Below are 12693 nucleotides of genomic sequence, written 5' to 3'. Positions count from 1 at the left end.
GGCGCCGCCGCCCATGCGCCTTTCGCTGAGATCGACGTTTTGCAGGTCATCTCTCGCAGTTTGTCTGCAAAACGTCGATCTCGGCGAAAGCTGTCATGATTTGGCATGACCGTTGGTGCGGCGCCGGCAGACCTGCCCGCCATGAAACCGGGGCCCGGACAGCCGTTCGGGGTGTACGTGCATGTCCCGTTCTGCGTGACTCGTTGCGGGTATTGCGATTTCAACACCTACACCCCAGCAGAGTTGGGCGGCGTCAACCCGGACGCTTGGTTACAGGCATTACGGACGGAGCTCGAGCTGGCGGCCGCACGGCTGGACGCACCGACGGTCGACACCGTGTTCGTCGGCGGGGGGACGCCATCGCTGCTCGGGGGTGAGCGCCTGGCCACGCTGCTGCGCATGGTGCGCGACCATTTCGTGTTGGCAGCAGATGCCGAAGTCACCACCGAGGCAAATCCCGAGTCGACCTGGCCGGAGTTCTTCGCGGCCATCCGCGAAGCGGGTTATACCCGGGTGTCGCTGGGCATGCAGTCGGTGGCGCCGCGGGTGCTGGCGACGCTCGACCGGGTGCACTCGCCGGGGCGGGCGGCGGCCGCGGCCCGCGAGGCGATGGCAGCGGGCTTCGAGCACGTCAACCTGGACCTGATCTATGGGACCCCGGGGGAGTCCGACGACGACGTGTTGCGCTCCGTGGACGCTGCGGTTCAGGCCGGTGTCGATCATGTGTCCGCGTATGCCTTGGTCGTCGAGCAGGGCACCGCAATGGCCCGACGGGTCCGAAGCGGCGAGCTGGCCGCACCCGACGACGACGTGTTGGCACATCGCTACGAGCTGGTGGACGCACGGCTCGCGGCGGCGGGGTTGAACTGGTACGAGGTGTCCAACTGGTGCCGGCCGGGCACCGAGTGCCGGCACAACCTTGGCTACTGGGATGGTGGCCAGTGGTGGGGCGCGGGGCCGGGGGCACACGGTTACGTCGGCGCGACCCGTTGGTGGAATGTCAAGCATCCCAACACCTATGCGCAGCTGCTGAACGACGCGACGCTGCCGGTGGCGGGCTTTGAGCAGCTTGACGCTGATGCGCTGCACACCGAAGATGTGTTGCTGAAAATCCGGCTGCGCCAAGGGTTGCCGCTGGACCGGTTAACGGCCGCCGAACGCGAGCGCGCCGACGGTGCGGTGGCGGACGGTTTGCTGATATCCGACGGCGACAGGCTCGTCCTCACCGGCCGCGGCCGGTTGCTGGCCGACGCGGTCGTGCGAACGCTGCTGGGGTGATCAGCGCGCCGCAGGTGGTCGGACCCGGTCTCAGGTGGTGGGGAACCAGTTTCCCACGATGCGGGCGATCTCGATGTAGAGCGGGATCCCGACCGTGACGTTGTAGGAGAACGTCAAACCCAGTGATGCCGCCAGCGGCAGGGTCGGGCTGGCTTCGGGGATCGCAAGTCGCTGCACGGCCGGGACGGCGATGTAGGACGCCGCGCCACACAGCACCGCGAACAGCACGTAGGTGCCTGGCTTGAACTCGGTATTGGTGAGGTAGGCGTAGCTGTGGGCGACGAAGATCCCGAGCGTGGCAAAGAGATTCGGTGCCAATAGACCGAAGAAGATGAAACCGGCGCCCGCGGACCGCAGATCCCGCAACTTTCGGGAGGCCGTCATTCCCATCTCGAGCAGGAACAGCGCCAACACACCCTGGAAGGCCGTAACGAAGAAAGTGTCGTCGTCGTGGACGACCTTCTCGCCCTGCAGTCCACTGATGAGGCCGATGATGATGCCGCCCAGTAGGAGGCACAAACCAGGATTGAGGAAAACTTCTCCGAACAGCTCTCGGGAGAACAGCGACGTCGTCTTCTGTGTCGCTGGTTTCCGGCTCTCGTCGGAATGTTCGCGCTTTTCCAGGGAGAGCTCCAACTCCTGCTCTATCTCACGTTCGTGCTCGGTCTGCAGGCTCTGGCCTTGGGTGGGCCTAGCGGCCGTGCCTGGTCCGATCTTTGCCGGTGCGGTGTAGCCCGGCTCGTCGGGCATAAAGCCTGCCTCGTCCATCCCACGGTGGCGCAGCCACGCCACCAGGTAGAGCGCCACCAGACAGCCGGGAATCTCCATAACGGCGAGCATGACCGGCATATAGGCGTTGAAGGCGATTCCGACGCTGGTCAGAAACGCCACGCAGGTGGCAAACGTCCCCGCCGAATCCGACCCGTAGTAGCCGGCGACCGTCGCTTTGTCGACTCGCCGCATGGCACTCATGCGGTTCAGCAGGACGTAGGCCAGACCTCCGATCAGGAAGTTCAGCACGAAGCCCACGACCATGAACCCGACAATGGTGCCGATGCTGGACGGCTTGATCCTTGCGAGCTCTTCGCCGCCGTGCCAGCCGATGGCCAGCAGCAGGTACATGGTCAGGCCCTGATAGATCACATAGGGGAACTCAAACCGCACCTTCAGGATCGGGATGAGGAACCCGAAGTAGAAGAAGAGCAGTAGCGGCTTGAACAGATTGTGGGTGAAGTTCACCCAGAACTCATGCAGCATTGGCCCCTCCCGAGCGTCATGCGGCAATAAGGAAGCACCGACCGTCAGTGGGGCGACCGCGAACATCCAAAGACGACCTGGAGAATGTAACGGGGCTGATGCCAAACCGCCACTTGGGATGTGCGCGGTAATACCAGCACTTTCAAATTTCCCGGGTGCGAAAGTGGTTGGTACGGGCGACAATCACGGCTGCGCTGGACAATATGCGGTCAATGTTCGACCGGAATGGGTTTTCTGTGAATGTGCTGTCAGTTTGTGCGCGCGGCGTCACCGCGCGGAGGAAACCAGCGACGGCCGGACCGCGATATCACGTTTGCGGTGCGTCACTGACCGCCACGCGGCGGGCGAGTAGTGCGTGGTGATCTCCTCGAAACCGTCGACCCGGCAAACGGTAAGTACGCCGGTTTCCTGGTTGATCGTGAGCTCGTCGCATTCGCCTTTGATTTCTTCTCCGTCAAGGAGCCGGATGACGAACATGTGGTGTCCTTCCCTGTGATTGCCCCTTGATGGCGCCGGTGCGATCGGGGTGTGTGGACGAATTTTCAACTACTTGTTGCGCAGATCGCTCAGTCCACCGGTCCGCGCCGTTGGGTAGTGATGCTAGGAGAATTCCCAAGATGGCAACAGATCGCGGTACGACCAGGCGGTAAACGGTTGGGAAACGTTTGGCGTCTCACGCGCGTAGCAGGTTCGGCTGCAGCGTCCGTGAAATAGAGTGCTACCCCTCGCTGCCTGCGCAAACTGTGGGCAACTGGGTAGGCGTGCGGTAGCCAGACGTGGGTGGGATGTGCCCCGGACTGATGCCAGCTATTTATTCCACGTGAGATTAACCTGCACCTTGAGGCTTCTACGGCCGACAGGTCCGGGAGGGGTCGCGCATATCTACGTAGGTTAGGCTACATTTACTAGCTGTGACCGAGGCCAGCGTCCAGACGAGTTCTGCCAACACTGCGTCGCTCTCCATGCCCGTGCCGGCCCACATTGACCCGGCTGATCTGGCTGCCGAGCTGGCCGCGGTAGTGATGGAGCCGGCGGACGAGGAATACCTGCTCTACGAGTACGAGGGTCAATGGGTCCTCGCCGCGGGCGTACAGGCGATGGTGGAGCTGGATAGCGACGAACTACGCATAATTCGCGATGGCGTGACGCAGCGGCAACTGTGGTCGGGACGACCGGGACAAGTCCTAGGTGAAACCGTCGACCGGCTGTTACTGGAGACCGATCAAGCCTTTGGGTGGCTCCCCTTCGAATTCGGCGTCTACCGCTACGGGCTGCAGCAGCGGCTCGCGCCGCATACACCGCTAGCCCGGGTCTTTTGGCCCCGTACCCGAATTATGATGACCCCGGAGCAGATTCAGCTTTCCGGCGCCGAAGTTCGCCATCGCGAGGCGGTAGAACGATTGCTCAGCGACGGGGTGAGCGCCGTTCCGAGGCCCCACGCGATCGATCTATCCGCCGACCCGTCCGGCTACCGCGATCGAGTGGCGGTCGCTGTCCGGGAGATCGAAGCAGGCAGCTACCACAAGGTGATCCTATCTCGTTGTGTCGAAGTGCCTTTCGAGCTCGACTTCCCATCGACATATCGGCTGGGGCGTCGCCATAACACCCCGGTAAGGTCGTTTATGTTGCGGCTCGGCGGAATTCGCGCGCTGGGATACAGTCCAGAACTCGTCGCCGCAGTCCACCCCGACGGTTCGGTGGTCACCGAGCCGCTGGCTGGAACCCGTGCGCTCGGCCGCGGCCCGGCGCATGACCGACGGGCTCGCGACGATCTGGAGTCAAATTCGAAAGAGATTGTTGAGCACGCTATTTCGGTCCGAACCTCGCTTCAGGAGATCACCGAGGTCGCTAAACCGGGGAGTGCGGCCGTCATCGATTTCATGACGGTGCGTGAGCGTGGGAGCGTGCAACACCTCGGCTCAACGATCAGCGCGCGGCTGGACCCGTCAAGTGACCGGATGGACGCTCTCGAGGCGCTTTTTCCTGCGGTCACCGCGTCGGGAATCCCGAAAGCGAGTGGTGTCGAAGCCATCCTACGTCTCGACGAGAGTCCGCGCGGGCTGTATTCCGGTGCCGTGGTGATGTTTTCAGCAGATGGCGGACTCGACGCGGCGCTGACGTTGCGGGCGGCGTATGCGCGCGACGGGCGGACCTGGCTTCGGGCCGGCGCCGGCATCATTGAGGCATCGGAACCCGACCGCGAATTCGAGGAGACCTGCGAGAAGCTGTCCACGCTCGCGCCGTACCTGGTTGAGCGGCAATAACCCGAAATCAGCCCGCTTTGTCCGCGACGGTGTCCCGCACCGACAGTGAATTCGCGATGAATTGGGCAACGTACGCCAGAGCTTTGGGCGCTTCTGGCGACAACCGCGGCAGTGCCTGGAATACGTGAACCTGGTCGGGCCACACTTGCAGTTCGCAGCTGCCGCCGGCGGCACGGATGTCGGCGGCGAGTTGACGGGCATCTGCCTCCAGCATTTCGGCGCCGCCGGCCTGGATCAGCGTAGGAGGAAGTTGTGGCCCGCGGGCGACGTCGAGCTTCAGGCGATGGTGGTCGGGATCGACACCGGCGTAGTACAACGCGACCACTCGAGCCGCCACCGCAGCTCGGACGGCGGGATCGGGGCGTTGCATTTCACGAGCGGCACAGAGCCCGAACGTGAGGTCGATCAGCGGTGAAAACAAGACCAGCGCTGCCGGCGGTTTCGCGGCGACGTCGGGTTGCAGCAGCATGTCCACCGTCAGATGCCCGCCGGCCGAATCGCCGGCAATCACAATGGCTTCGGGGGGCACACCGCACGCTTGCGGCAACCACTCCCAGCCCGCGCGCACATCGTCTGCTGCCGTCGGAAAGCGGTACCGCGGCGCGAGCCGGTAATCGATACTGAACACCGGCAGTCCGGTCAGCGACGACAGCCAGGAGGTCAACCGCCGGTGGGTGCGGGGCGAACACATCGTAAAGCCGCTGCCATGCACGTAATAGATCGCTCCGCTATTGCGACTGGCCCCGGTCGGCATGTGCGGCCCGTAGACCCATTCACCGATGACCCGGCGTCCGTCGGGTAGGACCGAGTTGACCGCTTCGACGCGCGTGCCCGCCAGCGACCGTCCAAAGGTGCCCATGAGCCTGGCGATGAGCTGGCGGGACGCCCAGATGCCCCAGGCGCGGTCCGGCGGAATCGCCGCGGTGATCGGCCGCAGCATCAGTGAACTCACCGCTACCGCGCCACGGGATCGCAGGGACCCACGCACCGGAACGCCGTTGTCCATGGCAACGCAGTTCATATCAAAGGTTGACATAGTCAATGGCACATTTGCACATTCGCGGGCGGATTTGCCAGTGGCGTTTCGCCGGCACGCAACTAGAGCCAACCGGCAATTTGACCGGCTGCGCCGTCGATCCCGTCGGTGCCCAACGAGCCGGCTTTGCCGAGTTCGTCCGGGTCGCCGGGGTCGCCGTTGACGCTGATGCCGCCAACGCCTTTGCCGGCGTCGCCGCCGTCGCCGAACTGTCCTCCGGCGCCGGCGGTTCCGGTGCTAGCCCCTGACCCGCCGCCGGGGTTGCCGCAGCCGCGTTCAAAGTGCGGACAAACTGGTCATGAAATGCCCCGGCCTGCCCGCCCAGCGCCTGGTAGCTCTGGGCGTAGCCGGAGAAAAGCGAGGCGACGGCCGTCGACACGTCATCGGCAGCTACCGCCACTACCGCGGTTGATGGTGTCGCCATCGCCGCATTGGCCGCGCCGATCGCCGAGCCGATCCCTGCCAGATCCGAGGCACTGATCGCCAATAGGTCTGGCGTCACAAACACAAAAGACATCGCGACCCTCCGCCCGATGGAGTATTCGCCCAGTAACTTGATCGTAGGACGAAATGGCCGGCCTGTTTAGGCTTTCTGCGCTTGGGGCTCAGCCGCCGCGCCGACATGGCGGGCGATCGCCCGTTTGTCGATCTTGCCTACCGGCGTGGTCGGCAGGGCGGGCATCGCGATCAGCATGTCAGGTCGGGCATGCGTGGCCACACCGCGCTCATCAAGGTAGCCGTTCAATTCCGCCAGCGTTACCTGGTGCCCGGCGAAAACAACTGCGGCGCATATCTTTTCCCCGAGTTGCGGGTCGGGGAGCCCAACCGCAGCGGCCGACCAGATCGACGGGTGGCTCAGCAGCTGCTCTTCGAGCTCCTGGGCTGCGATGGTTTCACCGCAACGGCAGATGACGTCTTTGACCCGCCCGGTGACCACGAGGTAGCCGTCGTCGCGCAGCCGCACCAGATCGCCGCTGCGGTAGAAGCCGTCGGGATCAAAGCAGCGCTCGTTGTCGCGTTCAGCGCGAAAGTAGCCATTAAGTGTGTATGGGCCGCGCACCAGGAGTTCGCCGTCTTGGCCGGGCGCCACCGGCTCGCCCGCGGCGTCGACGATGCGCAATTCGTCGGCGGGGCACAGGGGTCGGCCCTGAGTGTGCTCGACCAGTTCGGGCGGATCCCCGATACGAGTGAAATTCAGTAGCCCCTCGGCCATCCCGAATACCTGCTGCAGGCCCGGGGTCAGCTCGATACGTATCTGCCGAGCATCCTCGGGCTCCAACCTCGACCCGCCAACCTGCAACAGCCGCAGCGACTTTGGTGTCACTGGCTCCCAATCACAGGCTTGTGCCCACAGTTTGGCCAGCGCGGGCACGAGTGCGGTGACCGTGACGCCGTGCCGTTCGATGGTGGCGAACGCTGCCTCCGGGCTTGGGTCGGCGCTGAAAACGACGGTGGCGCCGACGGTCATCGCACCGAGGATGCCGGGGCATGCCAGCGGGAAATTGTGTGCCGCCGGCAGCGCCACGAGATACACGTCATCGCTCGTCAACTGACAAAGCCGCGCGCTCGCTGTGGCGTTGTAGACGTAGTCGTCGTGGGTGCGGGGGATCAGCTTCGGTGTGCCGGTGGTGCCACCCGAAACCAGCAGCAGCGCGGGGGAGGTGGTGTCGTGCGCGACCTCAGGTGGGTCGCCGTCGGGCAGGTCCGACCAGGCCATGAACGGGCCGGGTTCGCCATCGACAACGACGTGGCGCAGCTGCGGATGCGCGGCGACCAGTCGTTCGGCCATCGGGCGGTAGTCGAAACCGCCCGCGGTTTCGACGATGATCAACCCAGCCGCACCGCTGACTTCGGCGAAGTGGCTGAGTTCGGTGAACCGGTGTCCGGGCAGGCACATCACCGGGATGGCGCCGGCACGCAGCAGACCGAACAGGGCGGCGGCGAACCGACACGAATTGGGCAGCTGCAGCAGTACCCGGTCGCCGGGCGCGATACCGAGCGCGGCGAACCCTGCGGCGGCCCGCCCTGCGAGTTTGTCAAGCTCGGCGTAGGTATGGCTGCCGTGTATGTCCACGACAGCGACGTGCCCGGGCCATGTGGTCGCGGCCCGTCGCAGCACTGAGTCAACCGTGCGACCGGTCCAGTAGCCGGCCGCACGGTATGCGGCCGCCCGTTCCGGTGGAAAAGGAATGAACCCATCCAGCGGCGCAGCTGGTGCGGCGGGTTCGGACTGGGCGGAGGTAACAGGCATTCGGTGGCTCCCCTAGGGGCGTGTGTCCTGCCCCGCGATAGGGTAGCGTACACGAAGTTAGGACAGCCTGGGCTAAGCAGCGGAGGTGGCTAGTGGGTGGCGCATCATTCGCCGGTGTGCTGGCGAACGGGGAATGCCACCACCATCACCCCGCGCACGCACGGATCGCCGGTCCACGATGACTGGGACACTCGCGATCGTCGGAGCCGGCGCGAAGGCAGTCGCGGTGGCCGCGAAGGCGGCGACGCTGCGCGAAATGGGCGTCGAGACGGCCGACGTCATCGCTGTCGAACGCTCCGGCGTTGCCGCCAACTGGCTGGCCGGCGGTGGTTGGACAGACGGCAGGCAGCGGCTGGGTACCAATCCGGAAAAGGATGTCGGCTTTCCGTACCGGTCGACGCTCGTACCCGGGCGCAACGACGAACTCGACGCACGGATGATGCGGTGGAGCTGGCAGTCCTATCTGGTCGCTACCGACCAATTCGTGGGCTGGATCGATCGGGGTAGGCCGGCGCCCACTCACGACACCTGGGCTGGGTATTTGCGCTGGGTTGCCGATGAGGTGGGCTTGAAAGTCGTTCGCGGCGAAGTGGTTCAGATCTCGGTGAACGAATCGCACTGGGTGCTGTGCACGCCCGAGTCGAGCTTGTCCGCCGAAACGTTGATGATCACCGGTCCGGGTCAGCCCGAGCGATCGATGCTGTCCGGTGACCCACGGGTGTTGTCGATCGCGCAGTTCTGGCAACGCGCCGCGCGCCACGACCGCATCGTCGCCGAAAATGTTGCGGTCATCGGCGGGGGAGAGACCGCCGCTTCGATTCTTAACGAGCTGTTCCATCACCGGGTTTCGTCGATCACGGCCATCTCACCGCAGGCAACCTTGTTCACCCGCGGCGAGGGCTTCTTCGAGAACTCGCTGTTTTCCGATCCCGCGCAATGGCGCAGCCTCAGCCAGGCCGAACGGCGCGACTGCATTGCCCGCACCGACCGCGGGGTCTTCTCCGCACGGGTTCAGGAGTCGTTACTTGCCGACGAGCGGATCCAGCATTTGCGCGGGCGCGTCGCCCGCGCGGTCGACCGCGACAGCCGAATCTGGATCACCATCTGTACCGACAACGTCGGCGAACCGTGCGAGACCCTGCATAGCTTCGACCTCGTCATCGACGGATCCGGCGCCGACGCGCTGTGGTTCACGCCGCTGCTGAATCAGAATGCCCTGGACCTACTGGAGCTCGGGGTGGGCGGGCCGTTGACGGTTGAGCGCTTGGAGGAGTCCATCGGCCACGATTTGGCGGTTGCCGGCGTCACCCCAAAATTGTTTCTGCCCAATCTATCCGGCCTCAACGAGGGCCCGGGATTTCCGAATCTGAGCTGCCTTGGGCTGCTGTCCGACCGGATCCTCGGAGCTGACATTGACATGCGGGCTCTGAGTGTGAGTCCAGGGTGCGAAATCCGGCCGGATTCCGCCCTGCACGCACACTGAAAGCCCTGAGTTCACACGTGGCTAACCGCCCAACTTAGCCAGCACGTCGGCAATGGACGCGCCGCCGAGCAGATCTGAGACCTCGAGATCGTGATCGAACTCCATCTTGACGCGACGGCGTAACTCTAGTGCCTGCAACGAATCTAGGCCGATCGCCACCATAGGAACCGTGGTGTCAATCGTGTCGACCCTGTCGACGCCGATGGCCCCGGCCAGCAGCCTGACCAACCGGTGCGAGCGACCGGTATCTTGGGCCTCGACCGGGACCTCGGCAGCGCGACAAGAATCCGCTGGGTCGATTAGTGTTGGTTGGGCCGCGCTTAGTTGTGACAACAACGACCCGCGACCGCATGTTTCCAGCACCGAACGGGCGCGATCCAGATCGAACGACGCGACGATGGCGTTGCTACGCACCGGGATTCGCATTCCCACGGTGAGCGCGTCGGCGGGGAGCATGGGAACGACACCGATGCCGGCCCACATTTCGATGCCCGAGCGGTCGAGATCGACCTTCCAGAGCCCCCACTGCACGGAAGCGCAATCTAGGCCTTCGGATCGGTACCGGTAGGCCAGGGCGTCGAGCACTCGGTTCGAGGCGGCATACAGTGCCAGGCCGCGACCGCCGACGGTCGCCGAGATCGAGGAGCATAGCACCACCCGGCAGTGGTCGGTCCGGGGGAACGTCGCCAACACTCGCGAAATGCCGACAACCTTGGCTCGCAACGCCTCGTCTACCATTTCGGCCGTGACGTCTTGCAGCTCGACACCCGAATACTGCACGGCGGCATGGATGATCAGATCCGCGGGCGTGTGGTGATGCTGCTCAGCCAGTTCGGCTATCGCTGCTTGGTCACCGACGTCGCACCGCACCACACCGATTTGCGTCGACGTGGCAGAGCGGATGCCCGCTAGCCGGTCCGCGACCGCCGCGGTCTCGCCCGATCTGCTGACCAGGGTGATGCGCCCTGCGCCGCGACGCGCGAAGTGGTCACAGAATTCGAGTCCGAGCTTGCCCGTCCCCCCGACGATGAGCACGTGTTCTGGGGGCGTCTCAATGGAGCGATCGGGGTCTGCTACCGAGGTGTCGGCGTCAACGACGCGCTTGGCGTAGAGGCCGCCGCTGCGTACGGCCAGCTCCGATTCCTCCGCCGTATGCAGTGCCGCCAGGATCGTCGTCGCCGCTTCCGATGTCGAGCCCGCCGGCAGATCGAGGTGCCGGAATCTCACGCCTGGGTACTCAGCGCCGATGCTGCGGAAGCCGGCACTTGCGGCCGCGTGCACCAGGTCCGGCGGTGCATCCTCGCCAACCACTGCCTCACTACTCACCGTCACCAGCCAGCAGTCGGTAATTCCGCCGTCCACCCCCGGCCACCACACACGGTCCCCGAAAAATGTTGCGACTTCGGCTGCCGCCTCGACGGCGTCCAGCTTCGGCGACTCCGGAACAAGAATGGCCAAGGTATTGAGATCGTCTGTTGCCCTGGTGTTTACGATATCGATCACCCGGACGGTCGCGCCAAGGTCGGCGGCTGCGGCGCACAGTGCGTCGGCAAGCCCTGCGCAGGCTCGAGTGTGATCGATGATCCCGATCGCGCGCGGCGGTAAGAGTGAGCGGCGGGACAGCCGAAACCACTCTTCGGTGAGCAGTCGTGGCGGTGCGGCCGTACGAACCGGTTCGGTGGTCGCTATCACCGATGTGGATGCCTGGCGGGCGCGCCGGGGCAGCACTTCATCGTATGGCAGCCACAGGAAGGTCTCGTTCATTCGGGTATTGGGAAAATCCGCTAGTGGCAGCGGGACTGGGCCAGTCGACTCGGCGCTGAGGTGATCCCATGAGTAGTCCAGGTCATGAACTGCCAGTTGCGCGAGGTTGCGCGTGAACTCGTCAAGGTTGATTGCCGTCCGGTTGGACGTACCGACCACCATGGTCGTCGGTTCGTCATCGACGTTCAAGACATCGACATTCTCTTGAATTGCCAACTGCAGCGTGGGATGTTCGGCCAGTTCGACAAACGTGTCGACTCCCATTTGCAATGCGGCAGCCACAGCCTTATCGAATCGAACGGTGTTGCGTAGGTTCCAGAACCAGTATTGGTCGACCAGCAGGTCCGAGGTGATGGGACCGCCGAGAGTAGCGCCCAGGCAGTCGATATCCGCGTCGAGGAACTTCGGATTCCGCAGTTCGCGTTGGGTGGCCGTGCGAACTTTGTCGCCGAATTCGTTGATCAGGCTGGTGTGCGCGGGGTATGCGACTCGGATGACTCGTGCGAACGCGCCGCGCTCGGTGAGCGTGTCCACGATGGCTTGCACCGTTTCTCGATCACCGGAGATTCCGCTCACGTTCGGCGAATTGATCACCGACAACTCCGCCCAGCCCGAGCGGCGCGCGAGTAGTTCCTCACAAGTGTCGCGGTCGGCCGCGACGACTGCCATTGCGTAGTCGCCCGAAGCGATTTCGTCGGCGGCATGGGCGCGGATCCCGATAATACGGACGGCATCTGCCAGCGTGATCAGGCCGGACACATAGGCCGCAGCGATCTCACCTTGGCTGTGGCCGATGGTCACTCTCGGCGCAATACCGAACGACCGCCATACCGCGGACAGCCCTGCCATTTGGGTAAACAATGCCGGCTGCACCGTGCCCGCACTGTCGTCGGTCGAAAGATGTTCGTCGAGAAGGTAATTCAGTGGCGATAGTCCGAACTGCGTCTGGAATTCCGCAGCGCAGCGATCCGCCTCGGCCCGGAACGTGGGGACCGAATCGTAGAACAGCCGCCCCATCCCGGGGCGCTGGCCGCCTTGGCCGGGAAAGACATGGGCGAATCTGCGGGCCGCGGCGGGCGTGTCAGTGCGAACCACCGCAGGATGCTCGCTGTCGTCGATGACCGCCTGTAGGGCACTGAGCAACTCGCGGCGGTTGGTGACCATGGCCAGGGCTCGATGCTTGCGAGCGATCCGCGTCCGGAACAACATCCCGGCGATCTCCTGCGGTGGTACTTCGGGATGATCGGCGGCATACGAGAGCAGTGCGGCAGCCTCGCCCCGCAGCAGCTCGGGCGTGTCCGACGACACCAGGACGGGCGCCGATCCGTTCGGGAGCTGGTAGCTAACAACTGTCACTTCG

Annotated in this window: 9 protein-coding genes; 3 read left to right on the top strand and 6 right to left on the bottom strand. The window is 64.4% G+C overall.

The window, feature by feature from the left end; translation table 11 throughout:
• Positions 1–105: 105 nt before the first annotated feature.
• Positions 106–1278, top strand: a complete 1173-nt coding sequence (gene hemW, locus AADZ78_RS17865; RefSeq protein ID WP_085252564.1) for a radical SAM family heme chaperone HemW — start codon at positions 106–108, stop codon at positions 1276–1278.
• Between the two features lie 30 nt (positions 1279–1308).
• On the opposite strand, the gene AADZ78_RS17860 is transcribed toward hemW, so the two are convergent.
• On the bottom strand, positions 1309–2535 hold the full coding sequence (locus AADZ78_RS17860; RefSeq protein WP_085252563.1) for a sodium-dependent bicarbonate transport family permease: 1227 nt from the start codon (positions 2533–2535) through the stop codon (positions 1309–1311).
• 267 nt (positions 2536–2802) lie between these two features.
• Positions 2803–3012 (bottom strand): hypothetical protein, encoded by a 210-nt coding sequence (locus AADZ78_RS17855; RefSeq protein ID WP_085252562.1) that lies wholly within the window; start codon positions 3010–3012, stop codon positions 2803–2805.
• Positions 3013–3446: 434 nt separating this feature from the next.
• Between AADZ78_RS17855 and AADZ78_RS17850 the strand changes: the two genes are divergently transcribed.
• Complete coding sequence (locus tag AADZ78_RS17850; protein ID WP_085252561.1) at positions 3447–4799, top strand: salicylate synthase; 1353 nt, start codon at positions 3447–3449, stop codon at positions 4797–4799.
• Positions 4800–4806: 7 nt separating this feature from the next.
• Here AADZ78_RS17850 and AADZ78_RS17845 read toward each other — a convergent pair whose 3' ends face one another.
• From AADZ78_RS17845 to AADZ78_RS17835, 3 genes are all read right to left on the bottom strand, one after another.
• The gene (locus AADZ78_RS17845; RefSeq protein WP_085252571.1) at positions 4807–5805 is read right to left on the bottom strand and encodes an alpha/beta hydrolase; all 999 of its coding nucleotides are present in this window, start codon (positions 5803–5805) and stop codon (positions 4807–4809) included.
• A 16-nt stretch (positions 5806–5821) separates the two neighbouring features.
• Entirely contained in the window at positions 5822–6352 is a 531-nt protein-coding gene (locus AADZ78_RS29160; RefSeq protein WP_085252560.1) for a PE family protein, read from the bottom strand.
• Between the two features lie 66 nt (positions 6353–6418).
• Entirely contained in the window at positions 6419–8086 is a 1668-nt protein-coding gene (locus AADZ78_RS17835; RefSeq protein ID WP_085252559.1) for a (2,3-dihydroxybenzoyl)adenylate synthase, read from the bottom strand.
• A gap of 178 nt (positions 8087–8264) precedes the next feature.
• On the opposite strand from AADZ78_RS17835, the gene mbtG reads away from it, so the two are divergent.
• The gene (gene mbtG, locus AADZ78_RS17830) at positions 8265–9569 is read left to right on the top strand and encodes an NADPH-dependent L-lysine N(6)-monooxygenase MbtG (protein ID WP_085252558.1); all 1305 of its coding nucleotides are present in this window, start codon (positions 8265–8267) and stop codon (positions 9567–9569) included.
• A gap of 21 nt (positions 9570–9590) precedes the next feature.
• Here the strand turns inward: mbtG and nbtC are convergent, their stop codons facing one another.
• Positions 9591–12689 (bottom strand): nocobactin polyketide synthase NbtC, encoded by a 3099-nt coding sequence (gene nbtC, locus AADZ78_RS17825; protein WP_085252557.1) that lies wholly within the window; start codon positions 12687–12689, stop codon positions 9591–9593.
• Positions 12690–12693: the final 4 nt, after the last annotated feature.

Source organism: Mycobacterium riyadhense (assembly GCF_963853645.1).
In the GTDB taxonomy this organism is placed as follows: domain Bacteria; phylum Actinomycetota; class Actinomycetes; order Mycobacteriales; family Mycobacteriaceae; genus Mycobacterium; species Mycobacterium riyadhense.
This window is presented reverse-complemented; position numbering and strand designations above follow the sequence as displayed.